The 21,878-nt window shown below is 41.9% G+C and carries 24 protein-coding genes; 5 read left to right on the top strand and 19 right to left on the bottom strand.

Annotated elements, in window-relative coordinates; genetic code table 11:
* Positions 1-14 precede the first annotated feature (14 nt).
* The 3 genes from BIZ38_RS09230 to bioH form a co-directional block, all read right to left on the bottom strand.
* Complete coding sequence (locus BIZ38_RS09230) at positions 15-881, bottom strand: putative metalloprotease CJM1_0395 family protein (protein ID WP_138601025.1); 867 nt, start codon at positions 879-881, stop codon at positions 15-17.
* A gap of 6 nt (positions 882-887) precedes the next feature.
* The gene (locus BIZ38_RS09225; protein WP_054554434.1) at positions 888-1,196 is read right to left on the bottom strand and encodes a hypothetical protein; all 309 of its coding nucleotides are present in this window, start codon (positions 1,194-1,196) and stop codon (positions 888-890) included.
* 101 nt (positions 1,197-1,297) lie between these two features.
* A complete protein-coding gene (bioH, locus tag BIZ38_RS09220; RefSeq protein ID WP_187490153.1) occupies positions 1,298-2,035 on the bottom strand; it encodes a pimeloyl-ACP methyl ester esterase BioH in 738 nt (245 codons plus the stop codon).
* A 58-nt stretch (positions 2,036-2,093) separates the two neighbouring features.
* Between bioH and BIZ38_RS09215 the strand changes: the two genes are divergently transcribed.
* Positions 2,094-2,810, top strand: a complete 717-nt coding sequence (locus BIZ38_RS09215; RefSeq protein WP_138601023.1) for a ComF family protein — start codon at positions 2,094-2,096, stop codon at positions 2,808-2,810.
* A 6-nt stretch (positions 2,811-2,816) separates the two neighbouring features.
* Here the strand turns inward: BIZ38_RS09215 and BIZ38_RS09210 are convergent, their stop codons facing one another.
* The gene (locus BIZ38_RS09210) at positions 2,817-5,369 is read right to left on the bottom strand and encodes a M14 metallopeptidase family protein (protein ID WP_187490152.1); all 2,553 of its coding nucleotides are present in this window, start codon (positions 5,367-5,369) and stop codon (positions 2,817-2,819) included.
* A 144-nt stretch (positions 5,370-5,513) separates the two neighbouring features.
* Here BIZ38_RS09210 and nfuA point away from each other — a divergent pair, with 144 nt between their 5' ends.
* Positions 5,514-6,089 (top strand): Fe-S biogenesis protein NfuA, encoded by a 576-nt coding sequence (nfuA, locus tag BIZ38_RS09205; RefSeq protein WP_054554437.1) that lies wholly within the window; start codon positions 5,514-5,516, stop codon positions 6,087-6,089.
* Between the two features lie 14 nt (positions 6,090-6,103).
* Positions 6,104-6,373 carry a hypothetical protein gene (locus BIZ38_RS09200; RefSeq protein WP_054554438.1) on the top strand — a complete coding sequence of 90 codons (270 nt, stop codon included), beginning with the start codon at positions 6,104-6,106 and terminating at the stop codon, positions 6,371-6,373.
* A 1-nt stretch (position 6,374) separates the two neighbouring features.
* On the opposite strand, the gene dinF is transcribed toward BIZ38_RS09200, so the two are convergent.
* The gene (dinF, locus tag BIZ38_RS09195; RefSeq protein WP_138618440.1) at positions 6,375-7,709 is read right to left on the bottom strand and encodes an MATE family efflux transporter DinF; all 1,335 of its coding nucleotides are present in this window, start codon (positions 7,707-7,709) and stop codon (positions 6,375-6,377) included.
* Between dinF and BIZ38_RS09190 the strand changes: the two genes are divergently transcribed.
* Positions 7,686-8,717 carry a polysaccharide deacetylase family protein gene (locus tag BIZ38_RS09190; protein WP_228290611.1) on the top strand — a complete coding sequence of 344 codons (1,032 nt, stop codon included), beginning with the start codon at positions 7,686-7,688 and terminating at the stop codon, positions 8,715-8,717. The genes dinF and BIZ38_RS09190 overlap by 24 nt on opposite strands.
* Here the strand turns inward: BIZ38_RS09190 and BIZ38_RS09185 are convergent.
* The 13 genes from BIZ38_RS09185 to BIZ38_RS09125 form a co-directional block, all read right to left on the bottom strand.
* On the bottom strand, positions 8,704-9,738 hold the full coding sequence (locus BIZ38_RS09185) for a chemotaxis response regulator protein-glutamate methylesterase (protein ID WP_187490151.1): 1,035 nt from the start codon (positions 9,736-9,738) through the stop codon (positions 8,704-8,706). The genes BIZ38_RS09190 and BIZ38_RS09185 overlap by 14 nt on opposite strands.
* An 8-nt stretch (positions 9,739-9,746) precedes the next feature.
* The gene (gene cheD / locus BIZ38_RS09180; RefSeq protein WP_054554441.1) at positions 9,747-10,364 is read right to left on the bottom strand and encodes a chemoreceptor glutamine deamidase CheD; all 618 of its coding nucleotides are present in this window, start codon (positions 10,362-10,364) and stop codon (positions 9,747-9,749) included.
* Positions 10,361-11,179, bottom strand: coding sequence for a CheR family methyltransferase (locus BIZ38_RS09175; RefSeq protein WP_054554442.1), 819 nt, complete (start codon positions 11,177-11,179; stop codon positions 10,361-10,363). The genes cheD and BIZ38_RS09175 overlap by 4 nt, the downstream gene beginning before the upstream one ends.
* A 64-nt stretch (positions 11,180-11,243) precedes the next feature.
* Positions 11,244-13,571, bottom strand: coding sequence for a methyl-accepting chemotaxis protein (locus tag BIZ38_RS09170; protein WP_138601015.1), 2,328 nt, complete (start codon positions 13,569-13,571; stop codon positions 11,244-11,246).
* 29 nt (positions 13,572-13,600) lie between these two features.
* Positions 13,601-14,086, bottom strand: coding sequence for a chemotaxis protein CheW (locus BIZ38_RS09165; RefSeq protein ID WP_054554444.1), 486 nt, complete (start codon positions 14,084-14,086; stop codon positions 13,601-13,603).
* On the bottom strand, positions 14,083-16,164 hold the full coding sequence (locus BIZ38_RS09160; protein ID WP_187490150.1) for a chemotaxis protein CheA: 2,082 nt from the start codon (positions 16,162-16,164) through the stop codon (positions 14,083-14,085). The genes BIZ38_RS09165 and BIZ38_RS09160 overlap by 4 nt, the downstream gene beginning before the upstream one ends.
* Positions 16,165-16,179: 15 nt before the next feature.
* Positions 16,180-16,542, bottom strand: coding sequence for a response regulator (locus BIZ38_RS09155; RefSeq protein WP_054554446.1), 363 nt, complete (start codon positions 16,540-16,542; stop codon positions 16,180-16,182).
* Between the two features lie 9 nt (positions 16,543-16,551).
* Positions 16,552-16,824, bottom strand: coding sequence for a lipid asymmetry maintenance protein MlaB (locus BIZ38_RS09150; RefSeq protein ID WP_054554447.1), 273 nt, complete (start codon positions 16,822-16,824; stop codon positions 16,552-16,554).
* A 164-nt stretch (positions 16,825-16,988) separates the two neighbouring features.
* Positions 16,989-17,606, bottom strand: a complete 618-nt coding sequence (locus BIZ38_RS09145; protein WP_187490149.1) for an SCO family protein — start codon at positions 17,604-17,606, stop codon at positions 16,989-16,991.
* The gene (gene cyoE, locus BIZ38_RS09140; protein ID WP_054554449.1) at positions 17,603-18,511 is read right to left on the bottom strand and encodes a heme o synthase; all 909 of its coding nucleotides are present in this window, start codon (positions 18,509-18,511) and stop codon (positions 17,603-17,605) included. Before cyoE ends, BIZ38_RS09145 begins: the two co-directional genes overlap by 4 nt.
* Before the next feature lie 9 nt (positions 18,512-18,520).
* On the bottom strand, positions 18,521-19,510 hold the full coding sequence (locus BIZ38_RS09135) for a COX15/CtaA family protein (RefSeq protein WP_054554450.1): 990 nt from the start codon (positions 19,508-19,510) through the stop codon (positions 18,521-18,523).
* Positions 19,511-19,530: 20 nt separating this feature from the next.
* Positions 19,531-20,025: a hypothetical protein gene (locus tag BIZ38_RS09130; RefSeq protein ID WP_054554451.1), complete on the bottom strand. Its 495-nt coding sequence runs from the start codon at positions 20,023-20,025 to the stop codon at positions 19,531-19,533.
* On the bottom strand, positions 20,006-20,755 hold the full coding sequence (locus BIZ38_RS09125) for an SURF1 family protein (RefSeq protein ID WP_166341141.1): 750 nt from the start codon (positions 20,753-20,755) through the stop codon (positions 20,006-20,008). Before BIZ38_RS09125 ends, BIZ38_RS09130 begins: the two co-directional genes overlap by 20 nt.
* A gap of 14 nt (positions 20,756-20,769) precedes the next feature.
* On the opposite strand from BIZ38_RS09125, the gene BIZ38_RS21945 reads away from it, so the two are divergent.
* On the top strand, positions 20,770-21,081 hold the full coding sequence (locus BIZ38_RS21945; protein WP_082389325.1) for a DUF2909 domain-containing protein: 312 nt from the start codon (positions 20,770-20,772) through the stop codon (positions 21,079-21,081).
* On the opposite strand, the gene BIZ38_RS09115 is transcribed toward BIZ38_RS21945, so the two are convergent.
* The gene (locus BIZ38_RS09115) at positions 20,981-21,856 is read right to left on the bottom strand and encodes a cytochrome c oxidase subunit 3 (protein WP_055020536.1); all 876 of its coding nucleotides are present in this window, start codon (positions 21,854-21,856) and stop codon (positions 20,981-20,983) included. The genes BIZ38_RS21945 and BIZ38_RS09115 overlap by 101 nt on opposite strands.
* Positions 21,857-21,878 lie beyond the last annotated feature (22 nt).

Here is a 21,878-nt window from a genome sequence, read left to right as displayed (position 1 = left end):
TTTATTTTAGAAACTTAAATAAAAGCAGAGAACTGATTTTGATTAGTTGGCGAGGTCGCTGCTTGATAAAAATTAGCAATACGTGCAGCGCGCTCATCTACTTCAACGTCACGCTTTGCTGTTTTGGTTTCGCTAGTTTGAGTAGCGCTATCTTCACCATACTCACTGTTTATTTTGAAGGTCGATTTACCTGAATCAACATCGCCATCGGCTGATTGACTGGCGAGCTCAGCTTGCGCTGCCATCAGCTTTTGCGTGGCATCTGCGGCAATTGAACGATCAGCACTCGAAGGCTCTTGTGGTGCAAGTGCTGCAGCACGCACCGTCTGCATTTTTTCAATTGTGGCTTTTGGGTCGCCTTCAATTACAGCAACATCAATTTGCACCTCGCCGCCCACAGCATAGTTCGTACCATCAGGACCGCGTTGATATTCATAGCTTGGTGAGCCCGCATATTGCCCCCCCACTGATGCATGAGCTTGCTCATGAATACGTACTTCGGTATCGCGGGCTTTTAGCTCTTTAATTTGCTCAGCATCTTGCTGCTCTTGCTGGGCAACCTTTTGCTCTTTTTGCTGCTCTTGTTTAGCTTCTTGTTGTTCTTGCTCTGATTGTTCAGGCTCTTCTTGCTCACCACCTTGCTTACGTTCTTCAATCACCTTGTCTTCAGCCAGACGCCCTTTTGCATCATACGTACCCGCCTCAGAACCCGGCTGCTTGGTTTTGTCGCCATCATTCAGGGTTTTATTTTCTGCATTACTCGGCTTGGTAGCGGCAGGTGGCGGGATCACTTCACGTAACTGATTATCACGGCGAGCACTTTCGGTGTGCACGTTCGCCGTGTTGATATTAATCGAAGGAAACGGAGTGACGATATTCATAAGTTTTTAAACTTTAATATCTATTAATGTGCCGAGCACTTCATCAGCAGTCTGAATCGTGTTGATATTGGCTTTTGCATTAAACTCTTCAACTTTTAAGTTAACAAGCGACTCATCAATTGGGGCAGGTTGTGAAACTGGCGGAGTTACAGCTTCATTTGGAGTCGCCGCTTGTAATTGGCGTTGTTGAGCTAATTGGGCATCATCTTGCTGATCAATTGAGGCACGGCTAATCTCAGCGCTTGCCTTTTCGATACCTTGGCTTGCACGGTTATAACCTTCTACCGCATTATTAAAAACAGAACTGATTGGCATAACACCCTCCAACAGTGAGATCTACCCGGTAAGTATCGCTCATAAAACGAGCAAAATAAAGCTAAATCCCGCTATTTTTCTGGCCTCTCAGCGAGTTTTGCTTAACACATTGATTTCAGTGCTGATATAAATGCTGCTTTATGAGAAATAAAAGGCGCATGTGAAGCTTTATCTAAAACCTCGTATTCAAACTGGGGTTGTATGGCATGCATTTTTTCAATCGCACGATACGGTACTAATGAATCTAAGCGACCGAAAATACCACGCACAGGTACGCTAAGGTTAGCGAATAGTTCCCGTAAATCATCCTGCTGTAAAATGTCTAAGCCCGCACTTAAAGCTTGCTCTTGAGGCGCAGGGTATTGGTTTAAAAGTGCTTTAAGTTGCTTAATATCATCCCGAGCTGATTCACTGCCCATCGCTTGTATCGCCAAAAACCGTTCTATCGTTTTTTCTCTGTGACTAACTAGCTGATCTTTAAATGCATTTAATACGTCAGGTTTGATACCCGGCCATTCGTCGGTTTGCGCAAAAAAAGGCGTTGAGGCAACCAACACAACCTTTGCTACTTTGTCAGGCCAATGTGCTGCAATATACAAGGCAAAAAGCCCGCCCAACGACCAGCCAACAAGAATAGACTGATCATTTAGCTGTGTACTTAGTTGCTCAGCCGCAGCGTGCAAAGTGTAAGGTATGGGAATAGACTGTGCGTTACCAAAGCCAGGTAAATCGAGACAGCGGACTTCACCATCATGAAAAAACTCAAGCTCAGGTTTGATCACTTGCCAAACCCCTTGGTTCATTCCCCAGCCATGTAATAGCACCATCTCATTTTGCATAATTTGTATTTCCCAACCACACTTAGCGCTCATAATAGCGTTTAAAGGAATGAATGCAATGTCTCACTTACCTCATGCCTTAAAACTAGGGCTAGACGCACTATTCCCCAACTTTTGCATTAGCTGCCAGAATCACATACAGGCTGATCAAGCTTTGTGTCAGTATTGTTTAGATGACCTTAATTTATTTGACCTTACACGCCATCCAAATCTGTTACACCGACCAGATATATGTGATGCATTTCCTGATAGTAATTTTGACCATTTAATTGCCTGTGCGTGGTATCAAGCACCTTTTAAACTTTGGCTCAAGCAATTGAAATTTAATGACCAACAATATTTTCGTGTGGCACTACAACAAGTGATAGGGAAACAGCTGCAATTAGCTCGTCAAGTTAATGCAAATTGGCCCGACCTTTTTATTGTGCTGCCTCTGCATAATCAACGCTTTTTAGCACGCGGCTTTAATCAGGTAAGCCAAACTTGGCTGCCTGTTTTAAAAAACCAGCAATGTACTGTTAGCTCAGCTCTTTACAAGCAAAAAGCAACCAAAGCACAATCACAGTTAAGTAAAGCGAAAAGAGTTAAAAATCTACAAAATGCATTTGTTTGTCAGCAAGATTTAACAGGGAAAACCGTGGCAGTTGTTGATGATGTGATGACCTCTGGCGCAACTTTAAATGCTGCGACAGAAGCCATAAAAAATGCAGGGGCGAAGCAAATATGGGCTATGCTCACTTGCCTAACAGGGTTAGGCAACCTGCATTATGATTAAGTGTGATTATTTATCACCAGAGGCATGAAAGGCATTACCAAAAAATAAGGCATTGCTTAGTAATCGACTCGTGCCGTACCAGTAACCACGGAATACTGGGTTATCTGTCATGCCTATCACACTGCCTTTGCCATATGAATGCGCAATGAGGCCAGCAGCACCCGCTACTTGCTCTACGTTTACGTCATCAGTAAAGCCAGCTAAAAGCGGTTTATCTGTGTAAGTAAGCACATTAACAAATGGGGCATCTGACTTCTCAAGTAGCCAAGTGCTATTCTTAAACACAGGTAATGTATTACGATTCAGCGAATAGGTAAGTGGATGAGATAAATCCACTGAGGTATTAAAAATAGCCCCTGCAATACGCTGACGGCCTGCTAAGTCATCTTTATCAGCATAGCTAAGCCCTGTGGTATCAAAGGCACTCGCTACATCACGACGAGATAAGTAATTGGCTTTTAGTAGCTGCTGATCGGCTAAGAACTTAGCACCGCCTTTGTGACCCCAAATAACACCGCCTTTACGCACCCACGACTTAATAGCCACTTTAGTCGCATCATCAAGACGATTGAAATTTCCGTGCGCTAAAATAATATGGCTGTAGTTTTCAAGGTCGATGTTACCTAAACGTTCCATTTCGATAATGCTTGGCGCTGTACCAACAAAACGATCTAAGTAGTACCACACTTCTCCCAGCTCATACTGGCTAGTTCCTTGACCACCCACTAGCAATACTTTAGGCGCTTTCACAACCGCCATTGCACGAGAACCTAAATCAGCCCCCTTCACCGTTAAGCCCGAACTAATGGGTGTAATTTCAATGCCAAACTCATTCTGTGCTTGGTTTAAATAACTAACCCAGTTGCTATCAGTTTGCAGACCAGCAGGAACAAGAATACTACCTGGCTCAAAAGCGATTTCACCTGATGGTGTTTTTGCTGTTAGTGGGCTTAATGCCACACGTGCTTTCACGCCTTGCTCGAGTAAGCTATTAAGCATTTTTGGCGCTAGGTAGTCATCCCATTTGAATGCGTAAGCATAGCTTTGCGGTAATGCTGCAAAGCTTGACTTAACACTTTGCTGCCAAGGCATTTTTGCCACATTTAAACCCCAGTTGCTGCTTACCTTTGCAAATTCTAGGTTGAAGGCATGAGCAAGTGTCCAGCCAGATACATCATAAAACGTATTATCAACAAAACGCTGCTGCTCACTGAAAATTGCTTTAATTAAACGAAATTGTGGCTGTGCTAATGGCACATAATAGCTCTGCTCAGAAAAGCTTTGACCGTTTACTTTTAACGGCTCTTCTAACATGTACGCATTGATTTGATGTTGTCTAAGTAAATCAAGGAAGTATTGCATGCGGCTTTGATCAGCGCCGCCTTTAACTACATACCCTTTAAAGTCTTCATCACCAGCAAGATCAACTGCTTTGTTGTAAAATTTTGCTTGATAATCAAGTAAGTCTGTACGGTTATCAATCGCTGCTTGGAATGTCGATAAGCTAGTTAATAACTGATTTTTAATTGTAAACGGGAAGCTTAACGGACCGTTGATCGTTTCTTGTAAGTGACCACGCGAGCTCGCTTGTTCAAATAAGATGCCTACACCGCCATTGACGTCTGGGTAAGTTGAGCCTTTACCATAGTAAAAGTCATCAAAGCTTTCTTCAGTGAAGTAAAGTGCGTTGTGCTCATCAAGTGTCTTTGCATGATAGTTTGCAATTGCTTTAGTCAGCGTGACATTTTCTTCAGGCGTGATTGGGTGCTTACGAGTTGGGATCCCTGGTTGGAAAAAATAAGTGCTGTTTGGGCCCATCTCATGGAAGTCAGTTAGGATATTCGGTTTCCATTGGTGAAACTGTGCAATACGTGCACGTGATTCAGGATGTTGTAGTAATAACCAGTCACGGTTTAAATCAAACAAGTAATGGTTAGTACGGCTACTAGGCCAACTTTCGATATGCTCACGAGTTTGCGGATCTGATGATAACTTCATGCCACGGTTGCTGTTTGCCCAATTTGCAAAACGCGCTAAGCCATCAGGGTTTAATGATGGGTCGAGTAAAATAACCGTGTTGTTAAGTAAGGCGTCGATTTCTGGGCCCTGTGCAGCGGCAAGGTAATACGCAACCAGTAACGATGCATTGCTGCCCGATGATTCATTACCGTGAACACTGTAACCCATCCAAACAACCGCAGGCTGCTTGCTTGAGTCACTCGCTTCACCATTTAGGCGAGCTAAGTGAGCCTTACGAATTTGCTCAACTTGGCCAAGTTTGTCGGACGCTGTAATTGTTAGCATCACCAATGGACGCTGCTCATGAGTACGACCGATTACTTTAAAATTCATTCGGTCACTTTTTTCAGCAAGAATTTGCATATATTGCACAAGCTGATCGTGACGTACATGCCACTCACCCACTTCGTAGCCTAACACCTGTTCAGGAGTCGGAATACTTGGGTCAAATTTCACATCTTGTTCAAAGTAATAAGAAAGAGGTTTTGCTAATGCGCTAACGCTCACTAGCATGGTTAATATTGTTATTATGAAACGCATAGATAGCACCCGTAATTATTTGATGTTTTAACGCTACCATTCGATAAAATAGATGCAACTTTTTACGCTCAACACTGGCGACAACACGATGAGCGGAGTATGATACACAGTATCCGAGTAATTTAGTCAAGTATAGTCCGTTTTATGATCTCTATTTCTGAATCTGCACAATCTCATTTTGCTAAACTTTTAGCAGACCAAGCTGAACAAACAAACATTCGTGTGTTTGTAGTAAACCCAGGTACTTCGCAGGCTGAGTGTGGTGTATCTTACTGCCCAGAAGACGCCGTTGAAGCGACTGATATTCGTCTACCATTCAATGGTTTTGATGCCGTTGTTGATGCAGAAAGCGCCCCTTTCTTAGAAGAAGCTGAAATCGATTTTGTAACTGACAAAATGGGTACTCAGTTAACGCTTAAAGCACCAAACGCAAAAGCACGCAAACTTAGCGATGATGCGTCACTACAAGAGCGTGTTCAACACATGCTTGAAACCGAAGTTAATCCACAGCTCGCTAACCACGGCGGTCAAGTAAGCCTAGTAGAAATTACAGCTGACGGTATCGCGGTACTGCAATTTGGCGGTGGCTGTAACGGTTGTTCAATGATTGACGTCACACTTAAAGAAGGCATCGAGAAAGAAATGATCGCCAAGTTTGACGAAATCAACGGTGTAAGAGACATTACTGATCACCAATCTGGTGAGCACTCTTACTACTAACCGGTATCTAAAGCATGCTTAAAAAATGGGTATTTCGCTTAGGTAGCGATCCCAAATTAAGCTTAAAACGCTTTCTTCGCGGCCTAGCACTGTTTGTGCTAGCCGTGATTTTTATTGCCATAGGTTATTATGGGCCCGCACTATTTCAATTAATTGGCCTAGTCATACTCGCAGTGGCTTTATTCTTTGCTGGTTGGGGCTATTTAGGTATTTTTGCCAACCGCTTCGCGCAAGTTTTAGAGCGCTCTTCACCCAAAAATCACGACCCTGATTTGTGGAAGTAATTTAATCTAATAATTGCTGATTATTGACAATTTTACGGTAGCGAAACCACAGCGTTAACCCGCGCATCAGCATAAAGCTGGTCATCGCAAACCATAAACCATGATTTTGCCAGCTACTCACTAACCAAAACAGTCCAAAAAAGCCCACTAAAGCACTAAATAGCATAGTATTACGCATATCTTTAGCACGGGTTAAACCAACAAATATGCCATCAAATAAGAAGCAGCCCATCGCCGCGATAGGCAATATAATCACCCAAGGAAGGTAAACCGTTGCAAGACTGATAACTTCGGGCACATCGGTAAGTAAGCGAATAATTGCCTCACCAAATAATAAAAATATAAGGCTATAAAACAGCGCAAATAACCCGCCCCAAAATAAGCTCAAATTAACCCATAACTTAATCTGCTTAGCGCTGTGCTCACCTTTCGCTTTACCGACCTTAGCTTCACTCGCATAAGCAATACCATCAAGCGCAAAGCTCACCAACATTAAAAAGTTTAGCAATACGGCATTAGCCGCTAAAGTTGTTTCGCCGATCCGTGCGCCATAAAAAGTCATAAAACTAAAACACAGCTGGAGTGCTAGTGAGCGAATAAAAATATCGCGATTTAAGCTCACCAAATCAAGTAACTTAGCAATACTTAACCAGGCTTTCACGGCAAGGTTGACACCTTGCTTTTTGGCGAGCTGAGCAACTAACATAAGTGCAAAAGCAAGGGCGATATAATCAGCAATTAAAGACGCCCACGCAGCTCCAGCCACACCCCAATCAAGAAACACCACAAAATAAATATCAAGCACGATATTGGTAATATTGGTGATTAGTAATAAATAAAAAGGCCCGCGGCCATAATGGACACCTAGCATCCAACCAAGTAAAACCAAATTACATAAAGCAGCGGGCGCACTAAAAATACGAATAGAAAAATAGCTATTTGCTTGTTCTAAAACAGCTTCATTAGCATTTGATAAATATGCCATTAAGGATTGAATAGGTATACTCAGCGCTATTAATAACAGCGCAACCGCTGTTGCTAGTAACAAGCTGCGCTTTAATAGCTCAGCGAGCAAGGTATGATCGCTTTTACCATAAGCCTGGGCAACCAAACCTGTGGTACTCATGCGCAAAAAGCCTGCTAGCCAAAATAATAACGAGATAACTGCTGAGCCCAGCGCTATACCAGCCAAATAGTGAGCGCTTCCTAAGTGGCCGATTACAGCAGTATCAACTAAACCTAACATTGGCACGGTAATATTTGATAAAATCATCGGACCGGCTAATAACAGTAAACTTTTATGGTGTGCCTTATGACGTTTAAGAAAATGTTTCATGTAGTATTTGCAGTCCTGTTAGGTTTATCTTTGCGCGCCCATGGTGCAGTCATTCTACAGTATCACCACGTCAGTGAAAGCCTTCCTGCGGTTACCAGTGTCAGTAGCGAAACATTCACTGAACATATGCAATATTTAAAAGATAATAACTTTAACGTTATTCCATTAGATGAACTCATTACCTCATTACAAACAGGCCAACCGCTAACAGATAAAACCGTCGCGATTACCTTCGACGATGGCTACAAAAATAACTATGAAGAAGCAGCGCCCATCTTAGAAAAATTTGGCTATCCGTACACTATTTTCGTCAATCCCGAGCTCATTGATGAAGGCAAAAGCTATGTAATGACTTGGCAGCAGTTAAAGGAGCTATCGAAAAAAGGTGCCTTAATTAGCAACCATACGCAAATTCATAATTACTTACATCGCAAACAACCAGGCGAGAGTGAAGAAGCATGGCTTGCACGTACTAAAAAAGACATTTTATCTGCCCAGCAGCGAATTAAAGAAGAAATTGGCCATGATTATAAATACCTCGCTTACCCTTATGGCGAGTTTAATAATTCATTGCAACAACTAGTAAAATCGCTAGGCTTTGTTGGTATAGGTCAGCATTCGGGTGCTGTTGGTATCCACTCTGACTTTACCCGATTACCACGTTTTCCAGCATCGGGCTTTTATTCAAAGCTTGAAACACTTGCCACTAAACTCGACTCTCAAGCATTCACTATCAAACAGCTCACCTACTCAGATAGTGTGACAGACGAAAACCCACCTAGTTTAACGATGCAATTTGATATGCAGGACTTTCATAAAAGCCAGTTTGCTTGTTATGTATCAGGTATTGGTCAAGCTGATTTAACTTGGCTCAGTAAAGATACGGTGAAGATCACATCACCTGAAAAACTGAAAAAAGGCCGCTCTCGCTTTAACTGCACGGCCCCTTCTATCGCGAAGAAAGGTAGCTATTATTGGTTCTCTCAACCTTGGGTTATTGTACCTTAACTGCTTGTTTTAGCATTTGCGCTGTGACCTTATCAAGGCGAACCACTTCATTAGCCGCATTGAGTTCGACTGCGGCTTTTGGCATGCCCCATACCACTGACGATAATTCATCTTGCGCGATGGTGTAAGCTCCTGCTTGATTTAATGCGAGCATGCCTTTTGCGCCATCGCTGCCCATACCGGTCAATAACGCAGCCACAACCGCTTTAGGGCAAGCCACAACCAAGGAGTTAAATAGCACATCAACCGCTGGGCGATGGCGATTAACCAACTCATTAGTATCAAGCTGGCAGTATAGGCCGCCTGCTTTTTTCACTACACTTAAATGCTGATCGCCTGGCGCAATGTACGCCCAACCTGACTGTAACTTATCGCCATGTTCAGCCTCCTTAACACTAATTTTGCAGGTTCTATCCATGCGCATCGCAAACGAAGTACTAAAAACCGGCGGGATATGCTGTGTAATCACTATCGGTGGACAGTTTTCTGGCATGCGCACAAGCACTTCTTTAATTGCTTCTGTTCCACCTGTTGAAGCACCAATTGCAAGTACACTATTGGGCTTAAATTGCAGTGCTGTTAAGGCGCTATCGTCTTCAATTTTTGTTTCTTTAAATGCACGTATTCTTGCACCTGCGGCTGTGCGTACTTTTTGCTGAAGTAAATGTGCATATCGCTGCAAGTTTTCTGTTACATTGATAGTTGGTTTAGCAATAAAATCAACAGCACCAATTTCGAGGGCTTCCAGTGTAATGGGTGAGCCTTTTTGAGTCAGTGTTGAAATCATCACAACTGGCATAGGACGAAGGCGCATCAAGTTTTTTAAAAAGCTTAATCCATCCATTTTCGGCATTTCGATATCCAGCGTTAAGACATCAGGATTGAGGCGCTTAATTAAATCTCGGGCTTGATAAGGATCTTCTGCCGCGCCAACAACTTGAATGTCTTCTGCTTGCTCGAGTACTTCCTTGAGTAAACCACGGATCAAAGCAGAATCATCAACTATGAGTACTTTGATCATTTGCTCTCCTAAAATAATTCAATATCCGTTTCTGCATCTTGCTGTTCGATATCGTGTAGGTATTTGATTTCACGTTTTTCGAGCTTATCTGAATGCAGTTCACGCATTTTTTTTACTTGGGCTTTACCTGTTTGAGGATCAAACATCACCTTTCGGGGCCAAGGCCCACCGACATCATGAGATACTAAATCTAAACCTTCCTCAAGTATATAAGCATTTGCAAAACGAATGTTGCCAACACCAATATCAGTCATTGAGCGGATTATTTTCCCTCCGCCAAACAGTTTTACTTTGAGATTGCGCCTAGAAGCACCGTTTTTAAGGATTTCATTGATCAGATATTCCATTGCCCAGTTACCGTAACGACAATTAAGACTATGAGCATTACTAGGATCGACTCCTTTTTCTACAGGCAACATAAAGTGATTCATGCCGCCAATTCCTAGGCCTTCATCATAAATACATGCTGCAATACATGAACCAAGCACTGTCGTGATCAATTCATCAGTTTTAGAGACATAAAACTCGCCAGGTAATACCTTAGCAATTACCTTCCCACGACGATTATCCCAAAACCGTTTCACATGCTCAAAGCCAGATATAACAGGCCGGAAGTGACTATTCATGATCCGCCCCTTTGGTAAATAGTCTGGCCTAAGTTTTTAAATTCCTTATGATCCTTCCCTAATGTCTCTGAATGCCCTAAAAATAAGTAGCCAGTGTTAGTCAGTAAGTCGTGATAGCGTTTAAAAAGTTCGTCTTTGGTTGGCTTATCGAAATAGATAACAACATTACGACAAAAAATCACATCAAACGGTCCTTTCATAGGCCAGCTCTGTAATAAGTTTAGACGCTTAAAAAAAATGTTCTTTTGTAGTTCGGGCTTTACTTTATAAAGTTCTCCATCGTGGCTTTTCAAAAACCAGCGCTTAAGATGGCTTTTGTCTAGTCCATTCACATTTGCTGCGGTATAAGTGCCAGCCTGCGCTTTTGCGAGTACATTTGAGTCTAAATCGGTGGCTAAAATTTTCACATCCCAATCGGGTGGAAATAAACCATGCAATGTCATAGCAATCGTATAAGGCTCTTCGCCAGTGGAACAGCCAGCTGACCAGACCCTTACCCGCTTTTGTTTTGCATTACCAACCAATAGTTTTGGCACTATAGTATTTTTCAGGTAATTAAAGTGATGGGGCTCACGAAAAAAAGAAGTCAGATTAGTGGTTATAGCATTAATAAATTCACTGAACTCTTGCTCTTTATTCTCATCAAGAAAACCTAAGTACTCCCTAAAACTCTTTAGCTTGTGATGGCGGATACGTCTTGCTAAACGCGAGTAAACCATTTCACGTTTATGCTCCGCCAATACAATGCCACACGCATCGTACACCTGAGAAGAAATAGCCTTGAAATCATTATCCGTTAATAAAAACTCTTTCATGTGTTTGACCCTGCAGCTGTAACAGTCGGTGCAATTAACCTATTAGAATAAAGTCGGGAAGAGTTTAAAACTCTTCCCACTCGTCACTGGGATCAACAAAATTGTTGCCTTTTGGTGCCGAGCGCACTGGTGAGCTTGGCTGTTTAGCTGCAGGCGCTGAACTAGCGCTGTTTGAAATATCAACTTCGTTATTTGATAACGAGAAGAAGTTTAACAAGCGGCGCATATCATTTGCTTGTTCAGCCATTGATTCGCCCGCAGCTGATGCTTCTTCAACTAAAGCTGCATTTTGTTGAGTCATTTCATCCATTTGAGCGATGGCTTTATTAACTTGCTCAATGCCAGAGCTTTGCTCTTCTGATGCTTGAGCAATATCAGAGATCATTGCCGTAACTCTTTGTACTGCAGTTACTATTTCTTGCAATGTTGAACCTGATTCATTAACAAGTAATGTACCATCTTCAACTTTGCCAACACTGTCTCGGATTAATTCTTTGATTTCTTTTGCTGCGGCGGCTGAACGCTGTGCTAAGTTACGGACCTCACCAGCAACAACAGCGAAACCTCGGCCTTGCTCACCTGCTCGTGCAGCTTCGACTGCAGCATTCAACGCAAGTAGGTTTGTTTGGAAAGCTATTTCATCAATCACACTAATGATGTCAGCAATTTTCTTACTCGATTCATTAATTGCCGACATGCTGGTTACGGCGCGATTGACAACTTCACCACCTTTTTGCGCTTTTGTACGCGTTTCTTCCGCAAGTTCATTCACTTCTTTTGCATTATCAGCATTTTGACGAACCGTACTGGTCATTTCTTCCATGCTTGATGCTGTTTCTTCAAGTGATGAAGCTTGCTCTTCAGTCCGTTGACTTAAATCTGCATTACCTTGTGAAATTTCTTCTGCACCACTGGCAACGAGCGTTGCAGAGGTATTAATGCGATTAATCACTTCAGTAAGCTTATCAGCTGTGGCATTTGCATCACGTTTTAACTTATCGAATGAACCTTGGTACTCTTGTTCTATTCGTTTTGATAAATCACCATTTGCCATGGCATCAAGCATATTGCCCGTGTCTTTTACTGCATCATCGACGATACTAACTAGGCTATTCAAGCCCTGCGCTAGACGTAAGAAGAATCCTTGTTTGCCCGCTTCTTCAACACGCGCTTCTAAATCACCATTCCCGGCAGCAGCAACAAGGCCTGCAATTTCTTTTTCAATCGCCACTTCAGCTGTTCTATCTTCCCACTCTACAACCGTACCAATTCGTTCGTTTTCTGGCGTAAAGATAGGGTTTGCAACTAATCCAAATGTTCGACCACCAACATATATTTCAGTGCTATATGTGCTACTCAGCTTCGCCAGCATATTGCGCTGATGTGCTGGGTTTTTATGGAACACATCAATATTTTGACCAATGAGGTTACTACTGTTGAAATTAGGTAAGTCTTTACGTAAATCACTTTCAGCTGCTTTCATCATATTTAAAACAGCTTCGTTCATGTAAATAATATTATTGCCGGCGTCTGCAATCATGGTATTGGTTGCCACACGGTCTAACGCGCGTCGAACACGAAGATTCTCTTCTGCTTCACGTTTTTCAGCTTCCGCTTTTGCCACGCTATCAGTGATATCTTGCCATTCAACAATTGTTCCTAGACGACTTCCAGATACACTGAGCCACGGCGTTGCTATTAAACTAAATATTAAATCCGCAATTTTAAGCGTTGTTTTAAAAGGCTCGGTCAAGGTTCTTAGTACTTCACGCTGATGAGATGGTTGCTTATGAAAGTCATCAACACAGGTGCCAACTAAGCTATCAACCGAGAAGTTTGGCAGCACCTCTTTTAAAGCTTCTTCACGAAACTTAAGCATTTTTTGTACTTGGTCGTTAACAAAAATAATTTCTAGGTCATTATTAGCAATCATCACATTGGCTTGGCAGACCCGAAGCGCGTTTGACAGATCTGCATCACGCTTAGATTTTTTTTCTAGCTCTTTTTGCGCTGTAATATCACTGGCAAACTTAATAACTTTAACGACATTGCCATTACTATCAATAATTGGGTTATAGGTAGCTTGAATCCAAATTTCTTTACCATTTTTGGCAAACCGCTTGAATTCATCTGACATAAATTCACCTGTGCGCAAGCGCTGCCAGAACTGTTGGTATTCAGGACTTTGAGTTTCTTGGTCATCAACAAAAATTGCGTGATGTTGCCCTTGAATTTCTTCAAGTCGGTAACCCATGGCATTCAAAAAATTAGCATTCGCAGTGATTATGTTTCCACTTGGTTCGAACTCAATAACTGCCAGCGATTTGTTCAGTGCTGCAACAACTAAATCATTATTTGACTCAACGTTTTTAGGACTACTAAACCATCCCATACCCTTCACCTTCTTGTTAATCTACCCAATTAAATGTCCATTGTTTTTTGTAGGTCTAGTAACGCGACCATCTTTTCACCCACATTGACTAAACCCGCAACAAATTGAGTGTTGTCTGAGTCAGACAAGTGCGGCACCGCTTTCGCTTCATGCTCTGCAATGCTATAGACATCCGACACGGCATCAACCACGATACCCATAATTTTACATGTGCTCTCTAGTTTAACTTTCAGTACAATAACGACAGTTAACGGTCCATAAGTGACAGCGGGCAAGCCAAAGCGCAGCCGTAAATCAATAATAGGAACTATAGTGCCGCGCAAATTTATAACGCCTTTAACGAAGTCAGGTGAGTTTGGAATTTCAGTAATTTCTTCCCAACTACGAATTTCCTGTACCGTAAGAATATCTACACCGTACTCTTCATCAGCCATGAAAAAGGTTAAAAACTGTTTAATATCTTCGTCTTGCCCGATATTCAGCTTACTTTGTAGGTCATCGTGCTCAACAATCATGACGCCTCCAAATTAGCTTTTGATTCAATAATTAACTCTTGGCTTCCTGGCTTCCTTAAGCCTGACAATTTAATTAAGCCGCTGATATCTATAATTAAAGATACTCTGCCATCTCCTAAAATTGTCGCTCCTGATACACCATCAACTTTTTGATAATTCGCCTCTAAACTTTTAATAACCACTTGTTGCTGTGATAATAAATCATCAACCAACAAACCAACTTTTTGATTATCGCTCTCAACAACAACCAACAAAGTTCTATCAAGCGTTTCTATCGCACCTTTGTGATTAAAAATATTGTAAAGCCTTAAAATTGGGATGTACTCATCTCTCAAACGAAGTACATCTAAATCTTTGCCGACGCGACTGACTTTGCTGATATCAATTTGTAGTGACTCAATAATAGAAATGAGTGGAATAATGTATGTATGCTGGGCAACTTTAACCAATTGACCATCCAAAATAGCTAGAGTAAGAGGTAACCGGATGGTGAAGGTTGAACCGACACCTGGCGCTGAAGCCACCTCAACCGAGCCACTGAGCGCTTCGATATTACGCCTAACCACGTCCATACCAACACCGCGGCCAGATAAGTCACTCACTTGATCCGCTGTCGAAAAGCCAGGTAAAAAGATAAGCTCATTAATTTCGTTATCGTTTAAATCCTCACTTTCAGAGATCAAGCCATTTTTTATCGCCTTTTCTCTGATCTTTTGCGTGTTGAGCCCCTGACCATCATCCATAATTTCGATAACAATATTACCGCCTTGATGAAATGCATTAAGCGTAACAGTGCCAACAGGGTCTTTGCCCGCAGCAACACGCTTATCAACTGTCTCTAAGCCATGATCTAAGGAATTTCTCACTAGATGCACCATAGGATCAGAAAGCTTCTCCATCACCGTTTTATCTAGTTCTGTTTGTTCACCAAGCAATTTAAGCTCAACTTGTTTATCCAACTTTTGCGAGATATCACGAACTAACCGAGGGAAGCGACTAAATACAAAGCTTATTGGTAACATGCGAATACGCATGACATTTTCTTGTAAGTCACGAGTATTATGTGCCAGTTGCGCTAAGCCCTCTTGTAACGAGGCGATGGTTGCTTCGGTGATTTCTTGCTCACCTAACTGGCTTAACATCGCTTGAGTAATAACTAACTCACCCACCATGTTGATCAATGAATCAACTTTGTCGATACCAACCCTGATTGAGGTTGACTCTGCATTGGCTGTGGTCGCTTTAACGGGTACTGGTTTTTTCGTATCAGTAGTTGGTTTAACTGGAATAGGCTCGGCTTCTTTCTTTGGTTCGACAACTGCTGTAGCCGTTTCAGTCGTTGTAATTTCTTCATCACCAAACAAGCCACCGCACAATGTGATAGCAATGTCAGCGTCATCCTCAACCCACTCAAAAATTTCTTCTATGCAACTTTGCTCTTTGTCTGTGGTTAAGAAAAAACGCCATGATAAGAAACAGTCTTCGGGGGCAAGGTTAGTAATATCGGGGACATCATCTTGAAAGGCTTGTGTTTCTAGCTCACCCAACTCAGCAAGTTCACTGATCATGTACAGTGGTTCATTGCCAGTTTTAAATAAATGATGATGGGGTTTGAAGTCAATTTGAAAGGTATTTTTTATGTTAGTTTCGTTACTAACTGCCTGCTGCTGAACAACTTTGCTCTTAGAGCGCATGCCCAGAATTTCTTCAAATTTAACCCGTAACTCATCAGCCTCTGTTAAGTCTGGCTGCTGCTCCGCTTGTAATGTTCTTAACAACGCTCTTAAGCAATCAACCGACTTGAGAAGTAGATTAACGTGTTCTGCGGTTAAGGTACGAGAGCCTTCACGGATTTGATCTAACAAAGTCTCAAGTACATGAGTAAAGTCAGCAACGGCGCTGAAACCAAAGGTACCACTGCCTCCTTTTATTGAGTGTGCAGCACGGAAAATTGTATTTATCGTTTCCAAGTCTTCTTCGCCTGGCACCAAGTTCAATAACTCGGCTTCCATTGCATCAAGACCTTCGAAGCTTTCTTCAAAGAAAACCTCAAAAAATTGGCTTAGATCTATACTCATGCCCCGCTCCTATTATTAGCGAATCACTTTTTTCAATACCGCTAACAATTGCTCAGGATTAAATGGTTTAACAATCCACCCTGTTGCTCCAGCAGCTTTACCTTCTGTTTTTTTATCAAGCCCTGACTCTGTGGTCAGCATTAGTAGTGGTGTAAATTTATAATTAGGTAAGCTACGCAGCTCGCGAATAAGAGTAATGCCATCCATGACAGGCATATTCACATCCGAAATAACCGCATCAAAACCTTGTTGCTTAGCGATATTTAGTGCTTCGCTACCATCTTTTGCTTCTGTTACATCGAAGCCTGCTTTTTTTAGTGTAAAGCTGACCATTTGGCGCATTGATGCAGAATCATCGACAGCTAGAATTCTCTTCATAAAAACCTCTTAATTGGCATTTTCAAGCACAAGATAATGGCTTAAACCCAAACTAGTAATTGCTTGTTGCAAAGGCTTGCTTTCACCAACCCATATGATTTTGTGTTGTACTGAAAGCAAATGTTTTTGCAGCGCACATAAAAGCTGAATTGACGCCGTATCAGCTCGTGTCACTTCACTAATATCAAGACAAATATCGTCATTCGCAGACAATTCTTGTAGCAAATCTTGATGGAGTGTTTCGACCTGAGTAATGGCTAATTCAATAGGGAGCTTTAACATTATTTGAATCTTCCCTGCTTAAAACAATTCATAATAAAAGCTTAGACTGACTAAACGAAATTGCCATAAATTGCTTTAAAAAATAGTAAATTTTTTTAGTAGCTTAGCGAGTTATGGCAAAAAATGTATTTACTATTGTTAGCTAATATCGCAAGGCAAATGCTTTATTCTGCATAATAGTCTGCTATTAACTTAAACTCCTCCGTTAACTTGCTAGCATCTACTAATGGCACATTACCTTGCTTAAATTGTGGTTTAAAAATAGCTCTAACAGAGCCTGTAGGATCAACTAAAACAACTGATGCACTATGATCAACTGCGTATTCTTGCTGATCGCTATCGTTAATTGCGTAAATTAAGCCTAACTCTCTTACAAATGGAAAAAGTTGTTTATGCGGACCTGAAACAGCAAGAAAGTTAGGATTAAAGTAATCAATATAAGCTTTACGCTTTTCAGTTGTGTCACGCTTAGGATCAACAGCAACAAACCACACTTGTACTTTGTAATCTTGACTTAACTGTTTTTGAATCGCGGTTAGTTTTGCCAGTGTCATTGGACAAATATCTGGGCAACTGGTGTAACCTAGAAAGACCAAATTCCAATGATCAATAAATTGGCTGTTATCTGCAGGCGCACCATGTTGATCAGTTAATAAAAAAGGACTAATCGGTTTCGCTTGCTCATAAACCAGCGCTTCCACCTCAGGGACGCTATTATTTTTTTCACATCCAGCAATAAATAACACCAAGCCCATAAATAATAAAGCGACTATTCGCGTCATAAAACTAACCATTTATCAATAAATAAGACAATAAAGAGTAGCATTAAATGCACAATTGAAAAACGAAATAAGTCCATTGCAGTATCATCTTTAGGTGCTATTTTCAGCTTCAGCGCCTTATAAATGAAAACAGCATTTAGTATGCTCGCCCCAAGCAAATAAATTAGCCCTGACATACCAATTAAGTAAGGCAGTACACACACTAACGCGAGTAAAATGCTGTAAGCCACTACACATGTTTTACAAAATTCAATACCGTGAGTAACTGGCAGCATCGGAATTTTTGCCCGCTCGTAATCACTTTTACGTGCAATCGCTAATGCCCAAAAATGTGGTGGGGTCCAGGTAAATATAATCATCACCAATAACCATGGTGCAGCAGCCATATGGCCAGTTTCAGATACCCATCCTAACAGCGGTGGCATAGCTCCAGCCAAACCACCAATAACAATATTTTGCGGTGTGGCACGCTTTAAAAATGAAGTGTAAATAAAGGCATAGCCAACAAGCGCAAACAAAGTAAGAATGGCTGTAAGTGTATTCGCCCAAATCACAAGCATCATAAAACCTATTACGCCAATCACTCCAGCAAAGCTCAAAGCGTGCTGTTTACTGAGTCGACCTTTTGCCACAGGGCGATGGCGCGTACGTGCCATTTTACTGTCGATTTCACTATCAACAACATGATTGATCACAGCAGCTGCGGCCGACAGCAAGCCAATGCCTAGCAAGCTTGCAAGTTGCACAAATACTCCTCGCCCAACATCAGGAGCTAATGCCAGACCAACCCATGCTGTGAGTACAAGCATGGCAACCACTTTAAATTTACTTATAGCTAAGTAATCTTTAAGTAACTCTGAGCTTTGAATAAATAATGATTTTTCTGAGCTTAGTAATAATGCCATCACAGCCTCCTAGGTTCTTATTTTTAAGTGGAAGCATAGTCTTACCATGCTAAGCAGTAACAATGCGGCCATTAGGTTGTGCGCAAGCGCAACACTTAATGGAAAGTGCCAGTGCACAACAGCTAGACCTAAACAGATTTGGCACAACAAAGCGATTAATACAGTGACGGTACAGTGCTTAATTTTTCGTGAGTAACAGCGTGAATATATGCGCCACATGATCAGCGCTAACACTACACAAGTAACCAGCGCCCAAATACGATGCAGCAAATGAATAGACATACGCGCTTGCTGCGATAGCACACCATATTCATAGGTACTGTGCTCGAGCGGTAATTGAAAAACGCTCTTCAAAGAAAACGGTTGTCCGTAGCTACACAGCGGTAAGCCATTGCAATGTGGAGCTGCATAATTCGCCGCAAGCCAGCCACCCAATGCAATTTGCAGTATAAGCACCACCAAGCCCACCAGCGCTAACCGGTAATATGGCTTTGCGCCGCTATCACTGCTAGCAACAGGTTCGGTCTTTAAACGTAGATACAATAAAAACAGCAACGACAAAATACTAAAACCGCCGAGCAAATGCCCCATTACAACTAAAGGTTGTAGGTTCATAGTGACAGTCCACATGCCCAATACAGCTTGGAATACCACCAGTAATAATAGTGCTAATGGCAGCTTAACCGGCATATTTGGATATTGACGTTTTAAAAATGCAAAAACAAACAAAGCTAAAATTAATAGGCCAAGGGCACCGGCAAAATAGCGGTGGATCATTTCTTTCCATGCTTTTGCAGCCTCAAACATCATATCAGGGTAGTTTTGCTCAACATGTAACAGAGCAGTTTCATGTTTTGGCACGGTTAAAAATCCATAGCACCCAGGCCAGTCAGGACAGCCAAGCCCAGCATCACTCAGCCGTGTATAAGCACCAAGCCCAACAACTAAGATTGAGAAGAAAACGGTAATTAAGACTAAATATTTATAATTTTTATACATCTTTATCCCCTTAATGAGGTTTAACTTGAACGCGCATAGTTAAGTAGTTTCTTTAAGTCTTTAAGTAAGCCTTTTTGAATCAGTCTGTTTTGTTCTGGCTCAGCCGTGTAGGGGTAATGCAAAACCACTAAGCCCATGTGATCAACTAAATATAGGTCTCCCGCTTTGAGTGCAGGACTTACTGCTAATTGACGCCAATTTGCCGATACCTGCTGTTGATTTGTCAGTACCGCCACATCCACTTTTTGCTGATTTTTACCTAAAGCGACATATAGGTTATCTAGACTGGCTAATTGGCTTGCACAAACATCAGTGCACTCTTTTGGATAATTAAGCGCAATAGTCCATTGTTTAGGTTCGCCTTGTTGCCAATCAACTAGCTTCACTTCTTCACTTAAAAGCTCACCATGATTACTCGAACCACTCGGTAACCACTCAAGCTTTAATGCTGCATATGCAAGTGCCAACGGCACAAAACAGCATAAAACGAATAAACTAAGCGGGTTTATTTTCATAACCTCTCCTTCTCATCGCAAAATAAGCAATAACAACACACGCTAAGCCGATTAATAACCACTGCACGGCATAGGCGTAATGTTTATCTGGCCCCATCACGACACTCTGGTAATGCGGGGTTGCAATACCATCTGCTTCATTGCGATAACCAATAAAGCCTTGTAAGGGCTTTGCTAATTGAGCACTAAAAATTGCTAAGTCGATGCCTTGAATACGCTTAGGCCAGCCTTGCTCTGCACCAATCTCATCGGCAAGTGTGAAGCCTTGTAAGTTGCCTTGTTTCAATTGCACAGTAGCCGTAAAGCTTGTTGATTCTGGCCACACAACGGTTGGCAACTGGCTACGGTTTGTTGGAGCTTTTAGCCAACCAAAGTTAACGATTAAAGGCGCGGTTTCACCGGTAATTGTCATCGCTACTAGTAAGTCATAGCCCACTTGCCCCTGATAAATTTGATTATCAAGCAGCCAGTACTGTTGTTTATTTACCTCGCCAGAGACTTTGACTTGCATGCCCGTTTTGTTCAGCTCTTTAGGTAAATTTTGCAGCTCTTGCCAATTCAAAACTCCTTGCTCTTTCGAAACGGCTAACTGGCTTAGTTGCTGCTGTTTTTGCTCGCCTCGCTGGTATTGCCAAACGCTGAGTCGTAAACAAATAAGCACTGCAAGTATCACAACGCAAATTGCGATAATTGAGCTAAGCTTTTGTTTGCGCCATAAAATTAACTGCATTTGGAATACCTAATATGATTAAAATCATTATTGTTTTGTTATTACTTTATATTCTGTTCAACCTGTTTAGAGCGCTGTTTGTGATGATGTCAGCAAAAGAGCACTCTAAACCCATGTCGCATTATTTAGGTCGTCGAGTGCTGTTCTCAGGTATTGTGCTGGTGCTCATCATTGCCGCAATGAAATTAGGCTTTATTCACACCAACCCGTCGCCGCTTCACAAAGCTACAGCACGTACACAAATACAAATAAACACAACCACACCACATCAACAAAGTGCCAATACCAAGCAGCTGCTTGAAAGGCAAAATGCTTTTCACTCGTGAAGTGGCCTTTAAAAATTCTGAGCAGCACCACAAATAAAATAATGGTTCCAAGTGTCACGTGCATACCGTGAAAGCCCGTTAACAAGAAAAAGGTATTCCCATAAACGCCCGCATCTAAGGTCAAACCTAGATCTTGATAAGCATGCATATACTCATAAACTTGTAAGCCAAGGAAAATCACACCTAATAGCACGGTTAAAGATAAAAACACCTTCAGGGCGCCGCGCTTGTTGTTTTCAATAGCAACATGAGCAAAGTGAATTGTGACCGACGAGGTAAGTAGAATAAGCGTGTTGATCAATGGTAGACCTTGCCAGCCCATAGCCTGTGTGGTCTCGCCCGCTGGCGTAGTTAATAGCGGCCATACGGCTTCAAAGGTTGGCCAGAGCACTTCATTGGTCATAGCGTTATTACCAGCGCCACCGAGCCAAGGCACCGAAATCATACGTGCGTAAAAGAGAGCGCCAAAAAACGCCATAAAGAACATAACCTCAGAGAATATGAACCAGCTCATACCTTGTCTGAAGGAGCGGTCCATTTGTGCTGAGTAAAGCCCTTTATGAGACTCTTCAATAACGTTTCTAAACCAGCTAAAAACCATATAAACTAATATGGCAATGCCTAGATACAACACATACTGGCCACTACTGCCCTCACCACTTACTTGCATCACAGTTAAACCAGCACCAACAGCAATTAAAAACATCGCGATGGCACCAACTATTGGCCAAGGACTCTCGGCTGGAACATAGTATTTTTCATAATTTTGATTCATTTTGTTTGCTCCCAATTAGCAA

The organism is Pseudoalteromonas sp. BZK2, from assembly GCF_014349195.1.
GTDB lineage: Bacteria > Pseudomonadota > Gammaproteobacteria > Enterobacterales > Alteromonadaceae > Pseudoalteromonas > Pseudoalteromonas simplex.
This window is presented reverse-complemented; position numbering and strand designations above follow the sequence as displayed.